The organism is Pseudomonas sp. A-RE-22, assembly GCF_019956035.1.
GTDB classification, from domain to species: Bacteria; Pseudomonadota; Gammaproteobacteria; order Pseudomonadales; family Pseudomonadaceae; genus Aquipseudomonas; species Aquipseudomonas brassicacearum.
On the sequence record NZ_JAHBCZ010000022.1, the window covers coordinates 132,821 to 157,865 of the forward strand.

Here is a 25,045-nt window from a genome sequence, read left to right on the forward strand (position 1 = left end):
ACTCAAGTGAGTCGATCAAGGCGCCGCGTCGGTCGGTCTGAGACCTGCGGCGCCGCATCGCTCGCTAGTTTTGGGAATTGGGTTTGGTCTTGAGCTTGCCCAGCAGCTTGTCCAGGGATTTCTGGTTCAGCGCCTTGGCCAGCGGGAAGTCCGCGGGCATCAGCGAACCGGCCTGCGGGTCGAGGCAGTGTTCGACCAGTGCCTGCAAACGTTCCAGCAGACGAGCGGGCAAGCGGCTGTCGGCATTTGGCGTGACGCTGTGCCATTCGACACGCAACACGCCGTCCTCCAGCCAGGCCACCACTTCACGGGCGTGGGTCACTCGGTTCACCGGGGCCACGTCCGGCGGCGGGGTCAGGCTGCTGGCGCGCAACCAGCCCTCTGGCGTTTGCTCATGCCCCAGGTAGTTGAACAGCACATCACCGTGGCTGGCCGGCAACTCGCCGCGCTGGCGCAGCAAGCCGTAGCCGAGGCCCAGGCCAGGTACGTCACGCAAGGCTTGCTTGGCGTTGCGCACTTGATCGCCCGCGGCGCCGCTGGCATTCACGCGCAGTGGGTAGAGGGTGGTGAACCAGCCGACGGTGCGGCCGACGTCCAGCCCGGCAAACGGTGCGTCACGCCCGTGGCGCTCCAGGTCCACCACGATGTCGCTGCGCTGTTCGGCCTCGGCCAGGGTCGCGGCGAGGGCGGCGATCAGCAGTTCTTCCGGTTGCGTGCGGTAAGCCGCATGGGATTCGGTCAGCCATTGGTGCGTGCGGCTGGCGTCCCAGCGGGCCGACAGGGTCTGGCGTTCGGCGACCGCGGCCATGGGCGGCTGGTTAGCGCCGATCTGGGCACTCCAGTAGCGATGCTCGGCGGCGACCTTGGCGGCATGGGCTTGCAGGTGCTCGCTCCATTGACGATACGTGGTGGTTTTCGCCGGCAACGTCGGGCTCTCGCCACGCTCCAGTGCCGGGTACAACTGCTGGAAGTCTTCCAGCAGCGGCGTCCAGGAAACTGCGTCCACCACCAGGTGATGGGCCACCAGGTATAGGCGCTGCGGGGTACCTTCCAGCAGCGCCGCGGCAAACAGCGGGCCGTGTTGCAGGTCCAGGCTTTGGGCAACTTGCAGCAGTTGTTCCGGGCGTTCGCAGCAGGTCAGTTGGGCCGCAGCCACTGGTGCGATGTGCGCCTGCCATTGGCCGTCGACGTCGGTGAAACGCAAGCGCAGGGCGTCGTGGTGGGCGACCAGTCGATCCAGCGTGGCTTGGACGATGGCCGGCACCAGGCGACGGTCGCTGTCGGCCAGTACCGATTGGTTCCAGTGCGCGACCTGGACCTGCTGCTGGTCGAAGAACCACTGGTGCAATGGCATCAGCGGCATCGGCCCGGTCACGTCACCTTGTTCGGCCTGGGTCAGCAACGCCGTGGTCACGTGGGCCAGGGCCGCTGGGGTTGGCGAACGGAACAAGTCCCGTGGGGTGAGCGAATAGCCCTGTTCACGCAAGCGCGAGATCAGTTTCAGGCCGAGGATCGAGTCACCGCCCAGGGCGAAGAAACTGTCCGAGGTGCCGACTTCACGGCCACCGGTCAAGGTGTCGCCGAGCAGCTCGCCGAACAACTGGCAGAGCAGGCGTTCCAGATCGTTGCGCGGTGCCGCGTAGTCCTTCTGGGTGTTCGGCAAGGGCAGGGCGGCGAGGGCCTTGCGGTCGATCTTGCCGTTGGTGCTCAGGGGCAGGGCCGGGATCTGCACCCATACCGCCGGCACCATGTAGGCCGGCAGCTCGGCCGCGAGCTGGGTGTCGAGGTCCGGTTGCGCGGCGCTACTGCTGTAGAACGCCACCAGGCGGTTGTCGATGACCAGGGTGCAGGCACCGGTGATGGCCGGCAGGTTCAGCAGGGCTGAGTCGATTTCCCCCAACTCGATGCGCTGGCCGCGCAACTTCACCTGATGGTCGAGACGCCCCAGGTACTCGATGTTGCCATCGGCCAGGAAGCGGCAACGGTCGCCGGTGCGGTACAGGCGATCACCGGCCACGAACGGGCTGGCGAGGAAGCGTTCCTCGGTCAGGTCCGGGCGTTTCAGGTAACCCCGGGCCACACCGACGCCGCCGATGTACAGCTCGCCGATGCTGCCAATCGGTAGCGGTTGCAGGACTTCGTCGAGGATGTACAAGCGCAGGTTGGCGATGGGCTTGCCGATCGGCACGATTGCATCGTCCGCCGAGCAGCGCCAGACCGAGACGTCGATGGCCGCTTCGGTCGGGCCATACAGGTTGACCAGCGCTGCCGGGTGCTGGCCCATGAAGCGCCGGACCAGGTCCACCGGCAGGGCTTCGCCACTGGCGAACACCTGGCGCAGGCTCTGGCAGTTGACCAGGCTCGGTTCCTCGACAAAGGCACGCAGCATCGACGGGACGAAGTGCAAGGTCGTGATCCGCTCCTGCTGGATCAACTGGCTGAGATAGGCCGGGTCGCGATGACCGTCCGGGCGGGCAACCACCAGGGTCGCGCCAGTGATCAGCGGCCAGAAGAACTCCCACACCGACACGTCGAAGCTGTACGGGGTTTTCTGCAGAACACGGTCGTTCGGGCCAATCGGGAAGGCGTCCTGCATCCAGTACAGACGGTTCATCAAGGCGCCGTGTTCGTTCATCACGCCTTTGGGTTGGCCGGTGGAACCGGAGGTGTAGAGCACATAGGCCAGGTCGTGGGCCTCGACAGTGATAGGTTCGAACGCTGGGGCTTGGGGCAGGGCGTCGAGGGTCCAGGCCTGATGCCCGGCCGGCAGGCGCGACAGCCACTGCGCTTGGGTCAAGGTGACCTTGGCATCGGCGTCTTCGATCAGGAACGCCAGGCGCGCGGCAGGCAACTCCGGGTCCAGCGGCAACCACGCGGCGCCGGCATGGACGATGCCGAGCAAGGCCACGACCATCTCCACCGAACGCTCCATGCACACCGGCACGATGCTGTCGGTGCCCACGCCAGCGGCGCGCAGGGCGCGGGCAACGGTTTGCGCCCGCTGGTCCAGCTCGGCATAGCTCAGGCGCTGGCCTTCGAACACCAGCGCAGGTGCGTTGGGGCTCAGGGCTGCTTGTTGGCTCAGGGCGGTGTGCAGGTTGGTCGGGCCGCTGTAGTGGCGCTCGGTGGCGTTCCAGCGGTCCAGTTGCTGCTGATCCTGCTGTTGCGGGAACAGTTCGACCAGGGTACGTCCAGGAGTGGCCACCAAGGCGTCAAGCAGCGCGCACCACTGCGCGCTCCAGCGTTGCATCGTCGCTTCGTCGTACAAGGCCGATTGGTATTCCAGCGCCAGCGTCATGTCGCTGCCGTCGTCCTGGACTTCCCAGCTCTGTTCAAACTTGGCGTCGATCACCGGCAGCATCTGTTCTTCGACGTTCAGCCCCGGCCATTGGCTGCTGTCGATGCGGCCATAGTTGAGGGAGAACAGCACTTGGAACAGCGGCGTGCGGTTCAAGTCGCGGTTCTGCGCAATGGCACCGACCAGGGTGGCGAAGGGCAGGTCAGCATGGGCTTGGGCTGCACGCAGGTCGGCCTCGAGGCTGGCCAGCAGTTGCTCGGCCGGGGCCCGTTGGTCGACGTCGCTGCGGATCACCAGGGTATTGACCAGGCAGGCCAGCAACGTCTGGGTTTGCCCATGGTCACGCTGGTCCGCCGGGGTGCCGAGACGAATCTCCCGCTGACCGCTGTAGCGGGCCAGCAGCGCGCTCAGGGCCGTGGCCAGCACCACGTAGGTGGTCGTGCCGCGCTGACGGGCGAACTGCCGGACGGCTTCGGCGCGCTGGGTTCCGAGGCGCACGGTGAGTTGCCGGGCGCGGCGATCCGCTTCGGCGCCGCGTGGATGGTCGATGGGCAGGTCGAGCTGGTAGTCGTCCTGGCCCAGGTGGTTTTTCCAGTAGTCCAGGCTGTCATTGCGCCGGGCCTGGGTGTCCGGGTGCTGTTGCCACAGGGCGAAATCGACGTAGTCGATTTCCAGCGGAGCCCAGGCGGGCGACTGCCCGTTCAGGCCGGCGGCGTAGGCCTGGGTCAGTTCGTCGATGAGCAACTGCATGGCCCAGCCGTCGGTGGCGCTGTGATGCAGGCATACCAGCAACAGGTTCTCGTCACTGCCTTGGCGTTGCAGCAGGTGCGCCCGCCAAGGCGCCGCGGCGGCCAGGTCGAACGGCGTCATCAGTGCGTTCTGGGCATTGGCACAGGTCGCTGCCCAGTCCTGGATTGCAACGCCAGTGACCGCGAGCGCCGGGCCGTGGTCGTCGATCAGCAATTGCGGCTCGCCGTCGACTTCGACGATACGGCTGCGCAGCACCAGGTGGCGCTGGCTGACCTGCGCAAAGGCCTCGCGCAAGACCTCGACCTGCAACTCGCCGCGCAAGGTCAGGGCGAATGGCATGTGGTACTCGCGGGACTCCGGTACCAGGCGGCTGAGCATCCAGAACCGGCGTTGAGCCAGGCCCAGGGGCAATTGCGCCGGGCGCGGTTGTGCGCTGATCGACTCACCGGGCATGGCCGCGCGCAGATGCTCGGCCAGGGCCGCGACCGTCGGTTGGGCGAACACCAGCGGCAAGGGCAGGGAAACCCCGAGGCGCTCACGGACCCGGCTGACCAGGCGGGTTGCCAGCAAGGAATGGCCGCCGAGTTGGAAAAAGTTGTCTTCGATGCCGACTTCCGCACCACCCAGCACTTCGCTGAACAGTTCGCAGAGCACGGTTTCAGTGACCGTGCGCGGCGCGGTGCGCGGCTGCTCGCTTTGGCTTTGTGGCAGCGGCGTGGCGGCCAATGCCTTGCGGTCGAGCTTGCCGTTGCTGTTGAGCGGCAGGTTATCGAGCTGCACGAACAGGCTTGGCTGCATGTGCGCGGGCAGGCTGTCACTCAGGTCGGCACGCAGGGTGACCTCATCGGCGTCACCGCACCAGAAACTCACCAGACGCTGGTCCAGCAACAAGGTGGCGGCGTCGCGAACACCGGCCAGTGCCAGCAGCGCAGCGTCGATTTCCCCCAGCTCGATGCGTTGACCGCGCAGTTTCACCTGATGGTCGAGACGCCCCAGGTACTCGATGTTGCCATCGGCCAGGAAGCGGCAACGGTCGCCGGTGCGGTACAGGCGATCACCGGCCACGAACGGGCTGGCGAGGAAGCGTTCCTCGGTCAGGTCCGGGCGTTTCAGGTAACCCCGGGCCACACCGACGCCGCCGATGTACAGCTCGCCGATGCTGCCAATCGGTAGCGGTTGCAGGGCTTCGTCGAGGATGTACAAACGCAGGTTGGCGATGGGTTTGCCGATCGGCACGATTGCATCGTCCGCCGAGCAACGCCAGACCGAGACGTCGATGGCCGCTTCGGTCGGGCCGTACAGGTTGACCAGCGCCGCCGGGTGTTGACCCATGAAGCGCCGGACCAGGTCCACCGGCAGGGCTTCGCCACTGGCGAACACCTGGCGCAGGCTCTGGCAGTTGACCAGGCTCGGCTCTTCGACAAAGGCCCGCAGCATCGACGGTACGAAGTGCAAGGTCGTGACCCGTTCCTGCTGGATCAACCGGCTGAGGTAGGCCGGGTCGCGATGACCGTCCGGACGGGCAACCACCAGGGTCGCGCCAGTGATCAGCGGCCAGAAGAACTCCCACACCGACACGTCGAAGCTGTACGGGGTTTTCTGCAGAACACGGTCGTTCGGGCCGATCGGGAAGGCGTCCTGCATCCAGTACAGACGGTTCATCAAGGCGCCGTGTTCGTTCATCACGCCCTTGGGTTGGCCGGTGGAACCGGAGGTGTAGAGCACGTAGGCCAGGTCGTTGGCGTCGACGCTGATCGGCTCTGCGACTTCAGCGATTGGCAACGCATCCAGCGTCCAGGCGTCATGTTCGGCGGGCAGGCGCGACAGCCACTGCGCCTGGGTCAAGGTGACCCGGGCGTCGGCGTCTTCGATCAGGAACGCCAGGCGCGCGGCAGGCAGTTCGGGATCCAGCGGCAGCCACGCGGCGCCGGCATGGACGATGCCGAGCAAGGCCACGACCATCTCCACCGAGCGCTCCATGCACAGCGGCACGATGCTGTCGGTGCCTATACCGGTTGCGCGCAGGGCACGGGCGACGGCTTGCGCCCGCTGGTCCAGCTCGGCATAACTCAGGCGCTGGCCTTCGAACACCAGCGCAGGTGCGTTGGGGCTCAGGGCTGCTTGTTGGCTCAGGGCGGTGTGCAGGTTGGTCGGGCCGCTGTAGTGGCGGTCGGTGGCGTTCCACTCGATCAGTTGGCGGTGACGCTCTGCCGCCGGCAGCGGTGTCCAATCGCCGAGGCGGGTCCGTGGCGCTTCGAGCATCGCCTCCAGCAGTTGTTGCCATTGTTCCAGCCAACGCCGGGCCGTGGTTTCGCTGAACAGCGCGGCGCGGTACTCCAGCAACACCGACAGCACCTCGCCGTCATGCACTTCCCAGTTCAGGTCGTACTTGGTGGCCTGGGCGGTCACGGCGCGTTCGCTGACCCGCAACTGCGGCCATGGCTGGCTCGACGAGTCGGCGTTCTGCATGGCGAACAACACTTGGAACAGCGGCGTCTGGCCGAGGCTGCGCGAAGGCTTCAAATGCTCGACAACCTGGTCGAAGGGCACGTCCTGATGCTGCTGGGCATCCAGCACACGGTTGCGCACCTGGTCGAGCAAACCTTCGAAGTCCAGCGCCGGATCGAGGTCGGCACGCATGACCACGGTGTTGACGAAGCAGCCGATCAGCGGCTGCAGCTCGGCGAATGGACGCTGGGCCACCGGGCTGCCAACCCGTACATCGCGCTGGTTGGCGTAGCGGCCCAACAGCAATTGCGCGGCGCCGAGCATGAGCATGTACAGGGTGGCGCCGCGGTGCTGGGCGAACTGTCGCAGGCGTTCCACCAGGACGGGCGGCAATTGCAGTTGGACCGCGCCGGCCGCCGGGGCGAGCTGGGTTGGCCGGCCCTGTTCGGTTGGCAGGTCCAGCAGGTAGTCGCCGTCCTCCAGTTGGTTGCGCCAGTATTCCAGTTGGCTGCTGAACGCGGTCTGTTGACCGGGTTCGCGCTGCCAGAGGGCGTACTCGGGGTATTGCAGCGCCAGCCCTGGCAGTGCTGCCGGGGCGCCCTGGCACTGGGCGGTGTAGCACTGTCGCAGTTCATCCAGCAGGTTCTGGCTGGAGGCGTCGTCGGTGGCGCAGTGGTGCACGTTGAGCAACAGCAGCGACTGTGCAGCGCCGCTGCGTTGCAATAGCGTGGCACGGACCGGCACTTCGGCGGCGAGGTCGAAGCGGCGGCCGGTTTCTGCGTGGATCGCCGCGTCGGTCAGTTGCTGCCATTGCTCGTCGCTGGTCGCGTGCAGTGCCGTCACTTGCACGCTGATATCGACCTGCGGTTCGATCACCAGCGCCAACTCGCCGTCGCTATCGCGCACGATGCGGCTGCGCAGGATCTCGTGGCGCTGGACCACGCTGTTCAAGGCCGTGTGCAGGGCCTGGACGTTGAGTTCGCCGTCCAGTTGCACGGCGCTGACCACGTTGTACTCGCCACCGCCGGTGCTCAGTTGTTCAAGGAACCACAAGCGTTGCTGTTCGAACGACAGCGGCAGGCGCGCCGGACGCGGTGCCGGGACAAAGGTCGCCGCCGGGGCTTGCAGGGGATCGCCCAGCAGCGCGGCCAAGGCGTCGAGGGTCGGGTGTTCGAACACCGCCCGCAACGGCGGCACGCTGGCGAACTGTTGGCGCAGGCGGGCAAACAATGTCGCCGCCAGCAGCGAGTGGCCGCCGAGGTAGAAGAAATGGCTGTCACGGCCGATCTGCGAAGACGGCACCTTCAGCAACTCGGCCCACAGGGCAGCCAGTTGCTGTTCGGCGGCGCTGCGGGGCGGATCGAGGGCGTCTGGCGCGGCTTGGATGTCCGGGGCCGGCAAGGCCTTGCGGTTGAGTTTGCCGTTGTCAGTCAGCGGCAGTTCATCGAGCAGTACGAATGCCGAGGGCACCATGTAGTCGGGCAGGGCGGCGCCAATGGCTTTGCGCCAGGCATGGATGTCGGCCTGCTGGTCGCACGTCACATAGGCGACCAGGCGCTTGTCGCCGGGCACGTCTTCACGGGCCAGCACCACGGCCTGGCGCACGCCCGGTTGGGCGCCGATCAAGGTTTCTATTTCCCCCAGCTCGACACGGAAACCACGGATCTTCACTTGATGATCCATGCGTCCCAGGTATTCGAGCTGGCCGTCGGGCAACCAGCGCACCAGGTCACCGGACTTGTACATCCGTGCCCCGGCCACGGTGGAGAACGGGTCTTCGATGAACACCTTCGCGGTCTGCTCGGCGCGGTTGAGGTAGCCCAGGGTCACGCCGGCACCGCCGATGTGCAGTTCCCCCGGGACGCCTACCGGCATCGGGTTGAGGAAGGCATCGAGCACGTAGGTGCGCACGTTGGCGATGGGCCGGCCGATGATTGGCCGCAGCGGGAAGTCATCCACCGCGCAACCAGTGGCATCCACCGTGCATTCGGTTGGGCCGTAGGTGTTGAAGAAGCGGCTGCCGACAATCGACGGCAGGCGTTGCCACAGTTGTGCGTCCACCGCATCGCCACCGAACAGCACGAAGCGCGGCAGGTACACCTCGCCACGCCGAACACCGTCGCTTTCGAGCAGGGCCTTGAGCTGTGCCGGGGTGCATTCGAAGGCGTCCAGGCGGGTGTCGCGGAAGAATCCGGCCAGGGCCTCAGGGTCGTAACGCACGTCTTCCGGGGTCAGGTACAGGCTGTGGCCGTCGAGCAACAGGATCAGCTCGGCCACCGAACTGTCGAAGGCGAACGAGTAGTTGAAGCTGGTGCGCATCGGCTGGTCGGTGTAGCGGCGATACAAGCCATGGATACGCGCCCAGGCCAGGTTGACCACCGAACCGTTGGTCACCAGGGTGCCCTTGGGCTTACCGGTCGAACCGGAGGTGTACATGATGTAGGCCAGGTCTTGCGGCCCGGCGAGCGGGGCAGGGTTGCTGTACGGCTGGTTGGCGAACAGGGCTGCGTCGCTGTCCAGGCGCAAGCGCGGCAGTTCGGCGCCCAACTGTTCCAACAGGCCTTGCTGGCCGAGCAACAGTGCCGGTTGCGCGTCTTCGAGCATGTACGCCAGGCGATCCACCGGGTAGGTCGGGTCCAGCGGCACATAGGCGCCACCGGACTTGAGAATGCCCAGCAGGCCGACCAGCAGTTCCAGCGAGCGCTCGACACACAGCGCCACCGGGCTGTTGGCGCCGACGCCCCGGCTGCGCAGGTAATGCGCCACCTGGTTGGCGCGCCGGTTGAGTTCGCCGTAGCTCAGGCTGCGGCCTTCGAAGCACAGGGCGTCACGCTCCGGGGTGCGTTCGGCCTGTTGTTCGAACAACTGGGCGAAGGTCAGGTGCGTTGGCACCGCCATCTCGGTGCGGTTCCACTCGACCACGGTGCGTTGCCATTCGGCGTCCATCAGCAACGGCAAGGCGGCGACCGGGCGTTGGGGCTCGGCGAGCATGTGTTCGAGCAGATGTTCCAGGCGCGCCAGGGTCTGGCGGGCGCTGTCGGCGACGAACAGATCGAGGGCGAACATCAACTCCAGCTGGATCGGCGCATTGGCCGGGCACAGCACGTGCAGGTCCAAGTCGCATTCGGAATGTCGCAGCGGCGTGTCCAGCGCTTCGAATGCCAGCCCGGGGAAGCGCAACCGTGACTCCATGGCCAGTTGCTGGGCGACCATCACCTGGTACAGCGGCGCATGGCTGAGGCTGCGTGGCAGTTGCAGGCTGTCCACCAGTTGCTCGAAGGGCAGGTCCTGGTGCAGCAGGCCACTGCGCAGACGTTCGGCCACCTGTTTGACCAGGGCAGTGAAACCGGCTTGCGGCTCGAAGTCCGCGCGGATCGCCAGGTTGTTCAGCAGGATGCCCAGCAGGCCTTCAGTGCCCGGCTGTTCACGGTGGGTGACCGGGGTGCCGACCAGCACCGTGGCATCGCCGCTCAAACGGTGCATCAGCACGGCGAAACCGGCGAACAGGACGGTGAACGGCGTGGTGCCGAGGCGACTGGCAAAGGCCTGTACCCGGGCGCTGAGGTCGGCGCTGAGTTCACGCTGCACGATCCCGGCGCGGTAGCTTTGCACCGACGGCCGTGGATGATCGGTGGGCAAGGCCAGCAGCGGGCTGGCGTCGCTGTCGCGCCGGTCGAGGGTGGTGGTCCAGTAGTCGAGTTGGCGCTTGAGTTCGGCGCCTTGCAGGTGTTCGCGCTGCCAGAGGGCGAAGTCGGCGTATTGCAGCGGCAGGGCCGGCAGTTTGGCAGGGGCGCCGTTGCAACGGGCTTCATAACCCAGGGCCAGTTCGCGCAGGGCGATGGTGGCCGACCAGGCGTCCGAGACCAGGTGATGCAGGGCGATGCCGAGCACGTGCTCGCCCGGCGCCAGGCGTAGCAAGCGCGCACGCAGCAGCGGTGGGCAGGTCAGGTCGAACGGCAGCTCGAAGGTGTCTTGCAGGGCATTGAACTGCGCGCCGGCGCGAGCGGTGGTGGTCAGCCCCGACAAGTCTTCGAAGGGCAGCGCGATGTCCAGCGCTGGGCTGATGCGCTGGCACGGCACGCCGTCGGTGCTGTGGATGCCGGTGCGCAGGATTTCGTGGCGCAGCAGCAGGTCGTTCAGGCTGGCGTGCAGCGCCTCGACATTGAGTTCACCCTTGAGGTGCAGGGCGAACGGGATGTTGAACAGGGTGGTGCCCGGCGTCAGTTGCTCGATGAACCACAAGCGTTGTTGCGAGAACGACAGCGGTAGCAGCGTCGGGCGTGGCTGGGCCTTGGGCACGCTGATCGCGCTGGCTTGCGGCGCGGCGGCCTCGGCCTGGCGGGCGGCGATGGCCACGGCCAGCAAGGCCACGGTCGGCTGTTCGAACAGCACCCGCAACGGCAGGTCGAGCTTGAACTGAGTGCGCAGGCGGGCAACGATCTGGGTCGCCAGCAGCGAGTGTCCGCCGAGGGTGAAAAAGTTGTCTTCCACGCCCACCGTGTCGCGCCCCAGGACCTCGGCCCAGATCGACGCGACGGTGGTTTCCAGCGCGTTGCGCGGGGCGATGCTTTGCTGGGTGTCGGCCTGCCAGTCCAATTCCCGGGCGGCCAGGGCCTTGCGATCGACCTTGCCGTTGTTGTTCAGGGGCAGTTTGTCCAGGCAGACGAACGCCGCCGGCACCATGTACGGCGGCAGTTGCGTGCGCAGGTGTTCGCTCAGGCCGTCGCTGCCCAGGGTTTCGTCATGGGCCGACCAGTACGCCACCAGCCAGGCTTCGCCGACGGTGTTTTCCCGCAGCAGGACGGCGGCTTCGCGTACGTTGGGGTGCTGGGCGAGACGGTGTTCGATTTCCGTCAGTTCGATCCGGTGCCCGCGCAGTTTGACCTGCTGGTCGCGGCGGCCGAGGTATTCGATCACCCCGTCTGCACGCCAGCGTCCCAGGTCACCGGTGCGGTACAGGCGACCTTCGAGTTGAGGGTGGTCGATAAAGGCTTCAACGGTGCGCTGCGGGTCGTGCAGGTAACCGCGGCCAACGCCGACGCCGCCGACACAGATTTCCCCGGCCACGCCCACCGGCACCGGGCGCAGGGATTCGTCCAGCACATACAGGCGGTTGTTGGCGGTCGGCTGGCCGATGGGCATGTGGCTGACCTCGGCCCCCGGTGCTTTGAGGATCGGCTGGAAGGCCACGTCGTCGGCGCACTCGGCCGGCCCGTAGGCGTTCATCAGGGCAATGTCGGGGAACCGTGCGAACCAGTCGCGGGCCACGGTCGGCGGCAGGGCTTCGCCGGTAGGCAACACCCAGCGCAGGTCCGGCAGTTGCAAGTCGCACGGGCACAGCGCGAGCAAGGTGCGCATCAGGCTCGGGACGATTTCCAGCACGTTCAGGCGCTCGCTGGCGAGCACCTGCAACAGGCGTTGCGGGTCGTGGGCAACTTCATCCGCAAGGATGTGCACGGTGGCACCGAGCACCGGTGCGGCAAGGAACTGCCACACCGAAATGTCGAACGCCACCGAGGCAGTCTGGGGAATCCGGTCGGCGGCGCTGAGCCCCAGGGCCGGTACTTTGCCGAAGATGTTGTTGAGCATGCCGCGCTGTTCGATCATCACGCCCTTGGGCGTACCGGTCGAACCCGAGGTGAACAGCACGTAGGCCAGGCTGTCGGGGCTGGCGAGCACCGGCAGTGGCGCGTCGTTGCCGGACGTCCAGCAGGCTTCGGCGAACAGCGCCTCGGGTGCCTGGTCGAGGCCGCTGAGCAGTTGATCGAGCAGGCCGCTGTAGGCTTCGCTGGCGACCAGGAGCGGGGCGCGGGACAGCCCGAGGATTTCCCGCAGGCGCTCGGGCGGGTGATTGACCTCAAGGGGCAGCATCGCCGCACCGGCCTTGAACACCGCCAGCATCATGCTCAACAGCGCCAGACCACGGGGGGCTACCAGCGCGACCAGTTGGTCTTCAGCAGCGCCGGCCTCGCGCAGGGCGTGGGCCAGGCGCGTGGAGCGCAGGTCCAGCTCGGCGTAGGTCAGCGACTCCCCGTCGCAGGTCGCGGCGATCTGTTCGCCGCGCTGAGCGACCTGGGCGGCAAACAGCTCGGCGTAGCTTTGCTCCAGCGGAAAATCGTGGGGGTTGAGCGCCCACTCGCCCAGCAACTGCTGACGTTCGTCGGCGGCCAGCAGCTCAAAGCTGGCCAACGGCGCCTCGGGTGCGGCGAGCATGTTGCGCACCAGGCTGGCGATGTGGCCCAGCAGGCGTTGCACGGTGGCGGCTTCGAAACGTTCGCGGTCATAGGAGACGCGGATGCCCAGCTGTTCGCCCGGCAGGATCACCACGGTCAAGCCGTAGTGGGTGTGCACGCTGTGGTCCATGCCTTCGAGGCTGAACTGGAAGCCGCCTTCGAGGATCTGTTCGTCGATGGGTGCGTTTTCAAATACCAGGATGCTGTCGAACAGGGTCTCGCCCCGGGGGAAATCGCTCCAGCCCTGGATGTCGGTCAAGGGCGTGTGTTCGAAGTCGCGCATGTCGACGTTGAGCTTTTGCAAGTCGCCCAGCCAACTGCCGAGCGAGGCGCTCGGGTCCACCGAAACCCGCAGCGGCAAGGTGTTGATGAACAGGCCGATCATTTCCGCGACACCGGTCAGGTCGGCCGGGCGCCCGGCCACGGTGACGCCGAAGACCACGTCCTGTTGCCCGCTGTAGCGTGATAGCAGCAGCGACCAGACGCCCTGGAAGAACGTGTTCGGGGTGATCCGGCGACTGCGGCAGAACGCCGCCAGTGCCTGGGTTTCCTGTTCGTCGAGGTGAATCAGTTGGTCGTCCACCAGCACCGCATCGGTGTAGCGGTCGCGGGTCACGCCGTTGTCCACGGTCAGCGGCGTGGGGGCATTGAGACCTTGCAGCTGGCCGCGCCAGAACTGCTCGGCCTCGCTCGCGTCCTGGTGTTGCAGCCACTGGATGTAATCGCGAAACGGCCGCGGGCTTTTCAGCTCTGGCGTGCGGTCGTTGCACAGTGCTTCGTAGACTTTGAGGAAGTCCACGGTCACCAGGGAAATGCACCAGGCGTCCATCAGGATGTGGTGGAAGCTGCGAATGAATTCGTAGGACTCATCGCCCAGGCGGACCAGCCGGAAGCGAATCAGCGGTGGCTTCGACAGGTTGAAGCCGACTTTCTGCTCGTCTTCCAGCAGCGTGCGGATTCGCGCTTCCTGCTCATGGGGGGCGAGCCCACGCAGGTCGAGGGTGTCCAGCGGTACCTTGACCTGGCGATGGATCACCTGCACCGGTTGCTTCTGGCTTTTCCATTGGAAACTGGCGCGCAGGGAAGGGTGCAACGCCACCACCTGGCGCCACGATTCGAGGAACGCCCCTTCATCGATAGCCCCGCCGATGCGGTAGCGATCCTGCATCAGGTACACACCGGAGTCTTCGTGCAGCAGGGAGTGGAACAGCATCCCTTGTTGCAGCGGCGACAGCGGGTAAATGTCTTCGATCGGGTTACCGGTGGTTTTTTCGGTGGTCATTGAAAGCGTCCTGCGTAAAAAGGGGCAACGGTGATGGCGGGGCGACGGGACGAGCCGCTCACAGGTCGGCCTCGTCCAGTTCGGCCATCAGCGCTTGCATTTCGTCATCGGACAGGCCCGAGGCGCTGAACTCGGTGCTGTCGGCTTGCGGCTCGGCGGCGCTCGGTGCCAGCGGTTGCGCGACCTCGGCCATGGCCGCGATGGTCTGGCGTTCGAAGACTTGCTTGGCCGAAAGCGCGATGCCTTGCTCGTGGGCCTGGGCCACCACTTGCAGGCTCAGGATCGAGTCGCCGCCGATGGCGAAAAAGTTGTCGGTGACACTCACCGTCAAGAGCTTCAAGACCTTGGCGACGATGGTTTGCAGGGCGGTTTCCATGGCGTTGCGCGGCGCCACGTGGGCACTTTCGTCGAACGAGTCGGGGTCGGGCAATTGGCGGGTGTCGAGCTTGCCGTTGGGCGTGCGCGGAAAGCTTGCCAGGGTCAGCACCAGGGCCGGCACCATGTACGACGGCAGGCGCTCGCCGAGGAAACGCTTGATCGCCTCGGAGTCCGGTGCGTAGCCGTGGGCGGCGAGGATGTAGGCGAGCAGGCGCTTGCCGGCGGCGTGTTCCTGGACGATCACCGCGGCTTCGCGCACGTCGCTGTGGCTGCACAACTGGCGTTCGATTTCACCCAGCTCGATGCGGTAGCCGCGCACCTTGACCTGATGGTCCTTGCGCCCCAGGAACGCCAGGCGCCCGTCGGCCAACCAGCACGCCAGGTCGCCCGTACGGTAGGCGCGAGTGCCGTCGGCCAGGGTGACGAAGGCCTTGGCGGTTTCTTCGGGTTTGTGGCGATAGCCGCGGGCCAGGGTCGGGCCGGCGAGGACGATTTCCCCTGGTTCGCCAATGCCGCAGGCAGTGTCGAACTCGTTCAGCAGGCGCAGGTCCATGCCGGCGATGGGGCGGCCAATGCTGACGTTGCGGTTTGGCTCCAACACCTCATAGGTGGCCCAGACGGTGGCTTCGGTGGGACCGTATTCGTTCACCAGCCGGGCGTGGGGCAGGGTCTTGCTGTGTTGCGCGATCAGCGATGGCGGGCAGGCTTCACCGGCGACGATCCAGCAGGCGAGGCTGTCGGTGCCTGCGCTGCGCTGCAATTGATCGAGCAGGGCCTGGTACAGCGATGGCAGCGACAGACCGTGGCTGACCTGATGCTGGGCAATCAGTTGCGCCAGGCGGGACATTTCCAACTCTTCACCCGGGGCGGGCAAGACCAGGCGTCCGCCTTGGGCCAGGGTCCAGAAAATCCCGGCGACCGAACTGTCGAAGGCGAACGACGACAGCAGCAAGTAGGCGCGCACCGGAGTCTCATAGGCGGCCATGCGCACCTGGGTCGAGAAGCTCAGTGCGCCGTGGCTGATTTCCACGGCCTTTGGCGCACCGGTAGAGCCCGAGGTGTAGATCAAGTAGGCGAGGTCGTTCGCGTCCGGCAACGGCAGCGCCGGCCAATCGCCGAGGTCCGGCGCTGCCAGGTCATCCAGCACGAAGCGTTGCAGGGTGGCCGGCACGCTGTCGGCCAGTTCGCTGCTGACCACGATGTGGGCAATGGTGCTGTCGGCGAGCATGTAGGCGCGACGGTCGGCTGGGTAGGTCGGGTCGATCGGCACGTAGGCGCCGCCGGCTTTCAACACGGCGAGCATGGCGACAATGGCCGCGTTGCTGCGGGCGAACAGGATGCCGACGGGCACGCCAGGACCGATTCCGGCCGCGACCAGTCGATGGGCCAGTTGCGTGGCGCAGGCGTCGAGGTGGCTGTAGCTCAGGTCACCGTTCTGGTCGCTGAGGGCAATGGCGTCTGGCTGTTGGCGAACCTGACGGGCAATCAATTCCACCAGCGTCACCGGTTCGATGGCCGGCACGCTCGTGCTGGTGCCGATCAACTGAGATTGCAGCGTTCCACCCAAGGGCAGTTGGGCCCAGGCCCGTTGCGGTTCAGCCAGGGCGCCTTGCAGCAGTTGCAGCCATTGCTCGGCGAGGCAACCCGCGGCTTCGGCGCTGAGGGCATGGCGGTCGTAGACCAGCTGCGCGTGCAGGTTGGCGGGCAACTGGCGTACGTTCAGGCAGGCCTTCAGCGGGTTCATCACCGCGCTGGCATGACGCTCCCGGGTATCGCCCGAGCGCCAGGCAAAGGCATAGCCGGCGTTGAGGTGGCCGGTGTAATAGTCTTGCCAGCCGACAGCCCGTTCCACGGTGGCGGCCACTTGCGTGCTTTGTTCCAGCAGGGTCGCCTGGGCATCCAGTTCGATGCTCACGGGCAGGCACTGCTCGAACAGGCCCAGGGTGTTTTCCAGCTCCGCGCCGCGACTTTCATGGATCAGGGTGAGCGGCACCTGTTGCTGGCCGGCCAATCGTCCCAGCACCGCTGCCCATGCCGCCAGCAGCAGGTCCGGGGTCAGGGCCGAGTGACGGGCGAGGTCGCTCGGCAGAGTCAGGTCCAGCCGGGTCGGCGCGAACCCGCCATCGAGGGCCACTTCGAGCGGCAGCTGCAAGGTGGCCTGCTCGGTTTCGCCCGAGGGTTTCCAGAAGCTCACGCCCGGATGGTCCGGCGCGTCTTCAACCAGGCTCCAGCGCCATTCGGCGTAGTCGGCGTACTGCAAGGTGTCGGCCAGGTCCGTTGCGCTGTCTTGCAGCAGTGCGCCGGCCAGCCATTTCAGGCTGGCGAGGTCGAAGTGGCTGCTGGCCGCCGCCAGGTCCAGGACCGCATGTTCATCGGACAGGCGCACCAGGGTCACGCACAGTGGGGTTGCCCAGTCGCGGGACTGGGTAGCGAGCCGGGCCAGCGCGGCGTCCTGGTCGGCGCGGTTGCGTTGGCGCAGGTCCTGGAGATTCACCGCCAGCGAGCCGGCTTCGTCGATCACCTGCACCGGGTGGCGCAGGCCGGGCACGGGCATCAGGCGCGTGCGCAGGATTTCACTGCCGGCCACCAGGGCTTGCAGGCGGTTGTCCAGTGCAGCGACGTCCAGCGACTGTGACAGCGACCATTGCAAATGGCAGCCGAACGGGTGCTCCGCCGCGCCGTTGATGTGGGGGTAAACCGATGCCTGTTGCGGCGAAATACGAAAACCTTGAAGTTCGCTCATGTTCATCTCGACTGGAAAAGGGCTTGAGCCTGGATCACCGCACAGACGTCGGGGCTTGCTGGACATGTGTCAGGCAAGCCTCCTGCGAACGGCGGGTGGACCCGTTGAATGTCAGACGGCAACGTCGCTCGACAGCAGGGCTTCAGCCATGCCGGTCATGATTGCGCGCTTGCCGGTAAAGGGTTCGCGACCGTGCACGGCGAGCATGTTGTCGATGAACAACACGTCCCCCTGTTGCCAACTGAACCGCACCAGCGAATCGAGGTAGGCCGCACGCAGCGATTGCAGTACGTGCGGCTCGATCGGTTCGCCATCGCCATAAAAGGTATTGGTGGGCAGGTCGAGGTCGTTGAAGTTGCTTTGCAGCGAATCGCGGATTCGCTCAGGCAGGGTGCTGATGTGGAAGAACGTGGCGTGGTTGAACCAGACCTCTTCACCGGTGCGCGGGTGGCGCACCACGGCCGGCCCGCGTTGGCGGGTGCGCAGGCGATTGCTGTCTTTCCATTCCACTTCGATGCCGACGCTGGCGCAGTAGGCCTCCACTTCGCGGCGGTCTTCGGACTGGAACACGGTCTGCCACGGCAGGCCGAAACCGTCGCCGTAGTTGCGCACGTACAGCACGCCTTTTTCCCGGAATCGCGCTTCGATCTGCGGGCTGATCCCGGCCTTCACGGCGCGGGTCGAGCCAATCGGTGTTTCACCACCGGTCTCGGACGGCAGTTGGCAGTAGAAGAACAGCCGCAGTGGAAAGCGCGGCGAGTAGGAGTGCTCGTTGTGGGGGAAAATCATCTGGTCGGCCGGGTAGTCGGTCGAGGTGTAGATGTTGCCGCCGACCCGTGTCCGGGGCGAGGCGCGGAACATGTATTCCAGAGCGCCGGGGGAAAGGGCGGCGATCACTTGGTCGAACTGCTCGACGGACGCGACGTTGAAGCCGCGAAACAGCAGGGCGCCGTACTCCAGCAGTTTCTTTTCCAGCGACTCGCGTTCCCGGGTGGCCCAGGCGATCAGGTCGACGCCGCTGACCGCCGGCTCGATCACCAGGGGCAGGGCGTGGTCCGGGCTGAGCAGGCGCTCGGTGACCAACTGTTGTTCCGAGACGTTCATGGCTTTGCGACGCACGGCGCCGAGGGCGCGTGGCGATGGGGGCACGATAGACATAACGGCATCCGACTCGGTTAAAGGGACAAGGTGCGACGTTTGGCTTGCATCATCTGGCTGCGACCGGCCAGCGCCTGTGACTGTTGTCGCTCACGGGTAAAGGCCAGGTCCCAGTTATCGATGCGCTCGGCCAATGCCGGCAGCGGCTCGTCCAACAGGGTGTGTAGCTGTTCCAGCAGGCCCGTCCACAGGTGTTGCAGGCGCAGGGCACGCTGCTGGTCGAAGTATTCGCCGCGATACTTGAGGGTCGCGGCGAGGCCTTCGCTGCCGTGCACGAGGTCGAGCACCAGGTGGAAATCTCCCGGTGCCTGGGCCACGTCCAGCGCGGACAGCTGCGCGCCGGCGATGGCGGTCGGGGTCACCCGTGACGGTTGATAGTTGAGCTTGACCTGGAACAGTGGCGAGTGACCGGGACGGCGTTGCGGCGCAAGGGCCGAGACCACCAGATCGAAAGGCAGACCATGATGGGCATAGGCCAGGCGCGCTTCATCGCGAACCCGCTCAAGGAAACCGGCCAGGGTCGGTTCGCCGCGCAAGTTGCAACACAGGGTCAACTGGTTGACGAAGAAACCGATGACGTCACTGTGCTCGGCCAGTGGCCGGCCGCTGACGTCGGTGCCCAGCAGGAATTGCTGCTGGCCGCCCAGTTGCTTGAGCACCAGTTGGTAGCTGGCCAGCAACAGCATGAACAAGGTCATGCCTTGCTCGCGGGCCAGTGCTGCCAGCCGTTCGCAGCGGGCCTGGGGCACGCTGAAATCCAGGCTGTGTTCGCCCGGGGCCTGGCCGCTGCCACCGAGTGCCACCGTTTGCGGCATGCCGGCCAGGTGTGTGCGCCAGAAGTCCTGCTCGATGGCGATCCGCTGTTCGCTCCAGTACCGGGCTTCCCATTGGGCGAAATCGAGGTATTGCCCCGGCAGCGCGACGTCTGCCGAGCCTGCCAGTTCCGCCAGCAGCACTTGCGCCGAACGCCCGTCGAAGGCGATGTGGTGCAGGGTCAGCAGCAGGTCATGCTGGTGGTCCTGTCGGCTAAGCAACTGCGCTCGCAGCAGCGGGCCGGCTTGCAAATCGACAGGGGTGGCGTGTTCGTGGGCCAGGTGCTCGCTCAGCGCCTGCTGTTGCTGCGCTTCATTCTGCTCGCGCAAATCATGATGGATCAGCGCTACCGCCGTGGCCGGCAACACCTGTTGTTGCGGGCCATCGACACCGTCGCGGTACACCGTGCGCAACACGCCATGCCGCTCGACCAGCGTGTTCAAGCGCAGGGCCAGGGCCTCGATGTCCAACGGCCCTTGCAGGCGCAGATGCAGCACCAGGTTGTGGCGGGTGTCGTCCGGGTTCAGTTGGCGCAGGAACCACAGGCGACGCTGGGCGAACGACTGATGGCCCTGGTTGAGGTTGGCCTGCTCGGTCGAGGCTTCGGCCGTGGGCGCCGGTTCATTCAGGAAACCTTGCAGGGCCAGCGCCCATTGTTCCAGGGTGATTTCCCCGAACAAGTCCTGGGTCTCGAGATTCCAGCCCAGGTCCCGGTGCAGGCGCGCAGCGAAGTCGGCCACGCCGATGGAGTCCAGGCCCTGGCCGATCAGGCTGCGTTCGAAATGGGCGGACAGATACGGGTTGACCGCGTGCAGCGTCTGTTCCAGCCATTGGCGGCAGGCGACCTGGGCCTGTTGCGGCGTCTGGGCCACCAGGCGCTTGAACTGGGCAAGGTCAAGGGTCTCGCCGTGCGAGGCATGCTGCCCACCGCTCTGGGCGATGATGCTCAATGTGCCGGCGGCCAGCTGCTTGCGTGCGCCTTGACGGGCGATCTTGCCGCTGGTGGTCATCGGGATGGTGCCGGCTTGCACCAGCACAATCTGGTCGATGCCACAGTCGGCGGCTTCGCTCACGGCGTTTTGCATCGACGCGAACAGCGCCGGATGATGCGCCGGGTCGACGAACTTGCGCTGCGGCTCGGCGACGATCACCAGTTTCTCGCGGCCCAGGGCCGGGTCCATTTCCGAGAAGGCGGCGATGCGTCCGGTACGGATGCCCGGCTCGGCGTCGGTGATGGCGAATTCGATGTCGTGGGGATAGAGGTTGCGTCCGTTGAGAATCAGCAGGTCCTTGAGCCGTCCGCAGATCACCACCTGGCCTTCGTGCATGAAGCCCAGGTCGCCGGAGCGCAGATAATGCTCCGATGAACCGACAATCCGTGCTTCAAAGGCTTCGCGAGTGGCCTCGGGGTTCTTCCAATAGGACTCGGCGTTGCTCGGGCCCTTGAGCCAGACTTCGCCGATGCGCTCGGCGGCGCAGCGTTCGAAGGTGTGCGGGTCGACGATGGCGATGCCGTGCAAGGCTTGCGGGTAACCGCAGGCGACGAACTCCACGGCAGCGGCATCGGCCGTCGCCAGGGCCACGCGACCGGTCTCCAGCACGGTCTTGTCCAGGCGCAGCACCACTGGCAGCGCATCGGCCGGCGTGGCGCTGACGCACAGGGTCGCTTCGGCCTGGCCATACCCGGGGCTGATGGCCAACGGGTTCAGGCCACACGCGGCAAAGCGCTGGGCGAAAGCTTCCAGGGTGCCAGGGTGGATCGGTTCGGCACCGTTGATCGCGTGTTTCCAGGCGCTCAGGTCAAGCTGCGCGATCAGGTTGTCGCTGACCACGCGGTTGCACAGGGCATAGGCGAAGTTGGGGGCGAAACTGGCGGTGGCGCGGTAGCGACTCAACGCCTGCAACCAGGTCGACGGCGCATTGACGAACGTCTGGGACGCCATCAGGTAGCAGGGCATGCCGCTGTAGAGCGGGGCCAGCATGCCGCCGATCAGGCCCATGTCGTGGTATAGCGGAAGCCAGTTGACCATGGCGCCGTGCTCGTCGAAAGCGTACGCCTGGCGCATCAGTTCGACGTTGGCGATCAGGTTGCGTTGACGCACCTCGACGCCTTTTGGCGAACCGGTAGAGCCGGAGGTGTATTGCAGGAAGGCCACGGTCGAACCGTCGATGACCGGGCGTTGCCACTGGCTGGCCGGTGGCGTGCCCAGGTCCTGGACGGTCAGCACATCGACGCGACCCTCCACCAGTTCCAGCAAACCTTCGCAATAATCTGCCGGTGCGAGAATCAGCGCCGGTTCGGCATCCACCACCACGTTGCGGACGCGATCGAGGTGGCGCGGTTTGCGCGACGGCGGCGGAAACAACGGCACGGCAATCAGCCCGGCATACAGGCAGGCACAGAAGGCGCGGGCGTAGTCGAGGCTGCTGGGCAGCATCAGCAGCACCCGATCACCCGGTGCATAACGCGCTTGCAGCGCGACTGCGAGGGATTGGGATTGCTCGTGCAACTGGGCAAAAGTCAGGGTTTCGCCGATCTCTACGCCGTCCGGCAGAAAATGCAGGGCCGCACGATGAGGGAAGTGCTGGGCGTTGGCTTCCAGCACGTCGATCCAGTGTTCGAATGAAAACATGTGCAATTCACGCCATGGCCACGATGACTTTGCGGTCACCGGTGAAAGGATTGCGACCGTGTGCAACCAGTCGGTTGTCGAGCATCAGGATATCGCCGGGCTGCCAGGGAAAACTGATGGCAGTCTCGCGGTAGACCTCGCGCACGGTGTCGAGCATGTCGTCGGCAATCGGCGAGCCGTCGCCGAAATAGACATGGCGCGGCAGGTTCTCTTCACCCACCGCCGCCAGCAGGCTGGCGCGTACGCTCGGTTCGATGGCCGAGACATGGAACAGGTGCGCCTGGTTGAACCAGACCCACTCACCGGTATCGGGATGCTGCTGCACGGCGGCGCAACGCTGGCGGGTGCGCAGGTCGCCATCGGCTTTCCATTCCCACTCGATGTCGTTGTCCTGGCAGTAGCGTTCGACCTGGGCGCGGTCCTGGGTGTTGAAGACTTTTTCCCAGGGCAGGTCCAGGGCGCCGCTGTAGTTGCGCACGTAGAGCAACTCGCGGCTGGCGAACAGCTCGCGAATCTCGGCAGGCATGCGCTGGTAGATAAGGCGGCTGTCGGCAATCGGGGTCTCGCCACCGGTTTCGCTGGCCTTGATGCAGTGGAACCAGATGCGCGAAGGCCAGGGGCGGGTGTAGGCCTGTTCGTTGTGCAGCGGGATGAATTGATGGGCCGGATACTCGGTGGAGCTATAGACCCCGGCGAAGACTTTGCTGCGCGGTGTGGAGCCGAATTCGTAGCTGGCCAGCGGTGCGCCGAAGCTGGCAGCGAAGCGCTTGAAATCAATGGGCGTGGCGACGGTGAAACCGCGAAACAACACGCCGCCAACGGTGCTCAGGACTTGGGCCAGGCTATCGCGGATCGAGGTGTCCAGATCGTGGATCGACTGCCCCGATGTCCCCTGCACCAGCACGGGGAGCGATTGGGCGCTTGCATCCGTGGGCGCCGTTGAAAAAAGCTCGGAACGCCCGTTCAGGTGTTCGATTGAGGTCATCCTTGTGCATCCTCTTATAGCGTCTTCGACCAGTCACAAGACCATGAAAGCAGGGCAGCGGTCAGCGATGTAGGACTCGTCTGTAATGTATGTAAGGCAATACAAGACGACATACTAGGTACAAATGAGATGGATTATCAATACTATTTATTTAATTTTTTTTTTGGATTAGACTCCGCTCCGCTGGCGCCAAGCAGCCTTCGGCCAGCTCAAAAAACCTAAAAATATCTGTCGCAGGGGAGCGGGGCGTGAATTTCAAAAAGAACACAATTGCGTTGGCTGTAGGGTCGGCCATCGGCATGAGCAACGGCGCATGGGCGGCCGAAGAAGCCGGCAAGATGGAGATCGCTCCGATCACCGTGACGGGTGAAAAAATCGACCGCCCCCTCGATAAGACCCAGTCCAGCGTCGTGGTCGTCACCGACAAGAACCTGCGTGAACACGGCGACAAGGACCTGGTGGATGTATTTGCCCGCACGCCCGGCGTCTATAGCCAGGCCGGCAATGAGAACTGGGGTATCCGTGGCGTGCCGGTGTCCGGTTTTGACGACCAGGGCCCGGCGGCCCTCAACGGGGCAGTATCGGTGTATGTCGACGGTGCCGTGCAGCCCAACCGCGCGCTGACCCTCAGCCCGGTCCCGCTCTGGGATGCCGAGCAGGTCGAGGTTTTTCTCGGGCCGCAATCCACCACCCAGGGCCGTAACTCCCTGGCCGGTGCGGTGGTTATCCGAACCAAGAACCCAACCTTCGAACCGAGCTTCTCGGCGCAGACCAGCGTGGGCAACTACGGTGAGCACGGTGCGGCCGTGGCGGGCGGCGGGGCCATCGTCGATGACAAGATCGCCGGGCGTATCGCCGTGGATTATTCCGACGGTGACGGCTACATCCGCAACACCACGCTCGATAAAGACGCCAACCCGCATCGCACCAGCAACGCCCGCGGTAAATTGCTGATCCTGCCCAATGACGACACTGACGTCTTGCTGACTTATGCCCATAACGAACATCGCCAGGGTGACCGCTCGACGATGCGCGGCGCCGATGGCAAGCCGAGCTATTACGACATCGCGTCCAATACCGAGGCCTTCGACAACCTCAAGCAAGACACTTTCAGCGCCAAGGTGGATTACCGCCTGAACGATGCCTGGTCGTTGACGAGCATGACCGCCAATACCAGTACGGACTACAGCAACCGTCTGGACTTTGACCAGACAGCGGTGGACAACGAGGTCGTTCTGCGTAAGCAGGACGGCAACCTGTTCAGTCAGGAGCTGCGTCTGAATTACGACTCGGACACGGTGAAGAGCTTCGTTGGTGCCTACTATGGTCACAACACCAACAACTTCCACGACCGGTTGTTGTTCGATGACGTGCTGGTTCGTACCGTCAAAGGTGATACCAAGATTGAAAACAAGGCGGTGTTCGGTGAAGTCAACTGGACGTTCGCCCCGCGCTGGACCTTGATCACCGGCCTGCGTTACGACCACGAGACGAACGATACGGACATCGAGGCAGATGGCCGCTTCGTGCCCGAGAAAATCAAGAAGTCGTTTGATGCCGTGCTGCCGAAACTCGGCATCGACTACGAACTGGCAACGGACCAGTACCTCGGTTTCACGGTGCAGAAGGGCTATCGCGGTGGTGGTGTCAACCTGCGTTCCGGTAGCGGTCACCAAGCCTACGACCCGGAATACACCACCAACTACGAGCTGTCCTATCGCGGTTCGTTCTTCGACAAGACCCTGCGTACCCGCGCGAACCTGTACTACACCGACTGGAAAGATCAGCAGGTCAGCGTGCGGCAGCCCGGTAGCACGGTCATTGATATCTACAACGCTGGTCGCAGTGAGATCAAGGGCCTGGAAGTCTTCGTCGAAAAAGACATCACCGAGCAACTGACCCTGAACGTCGGCGGCGCCATCACCGATAGCAAATACAAGGACTTCGTCGCTGACAATGGTCAGGACAGGAGCGGCGAGGCGTTCCTCTACTCGCCCAAATACAAGGCCTCGGTGGGTGGTGTCTATCGCTTCGACGATCGCCTGATATTCGGTACGGACATTGTCTATCAGAGCACTGCGCCTTCGGAGTACGAGTTCGATTCAAACGGCAAAGTCACTGGTGAGCGTAAGAGCGACGCCTATGTGCTGGTGAATTTCAACACCGAGTACAAAGTCACCAAGAACGTCGCAGTGTCCGCCTACGTGAAGAATGCGTTCGACAAGGAGTACGTCACCAACAATCGCAACGACGACATCATCGACGTCGGCGCACCGCGCACGGTGGGGATGATCCTGCGCTACGACATGTAATCCCACGGGCGC

At 65.1% G+C, this 25,045-nt stretch carries 6 protein-coding genes; 1 reads left to right on the plus strand and 5 read right to left on the minus strand.

From position 1 onward, the window contains the following. Positions 1 to 64: 64 nt before the first annotated feature. From KGA89_RS12710 to KGA89_RS12730, 5 genes are all read right to left on the minus strand, one after another. The gene (locus tag KGA89_RS12710; protein ID WP_223471715.1) at positions 65 to 14,011 is read right to left on the minus strand and encodes a non-ribosomal peptide synthase/polyketide synthase; all 13,947 of its coding nucleotides are present in this window, start codon (positions 14,009 to 14,011) and stop codon (positions 65 to 67) included. Positions 14,012 to 14,069: 58 nt separating this feature from the next. Then, entirely contained in the window at positions 14,070 to 17,132 is a 3,063-nt protein-coding gene (locus tag KGA89_RS12715; protein WP_223471716.1) for a non-ribosomal peptide synthetase, read from the minus strand. A 111-nt stretch (positions 17,133 to 17,243) separates the two neighbouring features. Then, positions 17,244 to 18,290 carry a TauD/TfdA family dioxygenase gene (locus tag KGA89_RS12720; RefSeq protein WP_223471717.1) on the minus strand — a complete coding sequence of 349 codons (1,047 nt, stop codon included), beginning with the start codon at positions 18,288 to 18,290 and terminating at the stop codon, positions 17,244 to 17,246. 17 nt (positions 18,291 to 18,307) lie between these two features. Continuing rightward, complete coding sequence (locus KGA89_RS12725) at positions 18,308 to 21,736, minus strand: condensation domain-containing protein (RefSeq protein WP_223471718.1); 3,429 nt, start codon at positions 21,734 to 21,736, stop codon at positions 18,308 to 18,310. A 7-nt stretch (positions 21,737 to 21,743) separates the two neighbouring features. Next, positions 21,744 to 22,721 (minus strand): TauD/TfdA family dioxygenase, encoded by a 978-nt coding sequence (locus tag KGA89_RS12730; RefSeq protein WP_223471719.1) that lies wholly within the window; start codon positions 22,719 to 22,721, stop codon positions 21,744 to 21,746. A gap of 248 nt (positions 22,722 to 22,969) precedes the next feature. Between KGA89_RS12730 and KGA89_RS12735 the strand changes: the two genes are divergently transcribed. Next, the gene (locus tag KGA89_RS12735) at positions 22,970 to 25,033 is read left to right on the plus strand and encodes a TonB-dependent receptor (protein ID WP_223471720.1); all 2,064 of its coding nucleotides are present in this window, start codon (positions 22,970 to 22,972) and stop codon (positions 25,031 to 25,033) included. Positions 25,034 to 25,045: the final 12 nt, after the last annotated feature.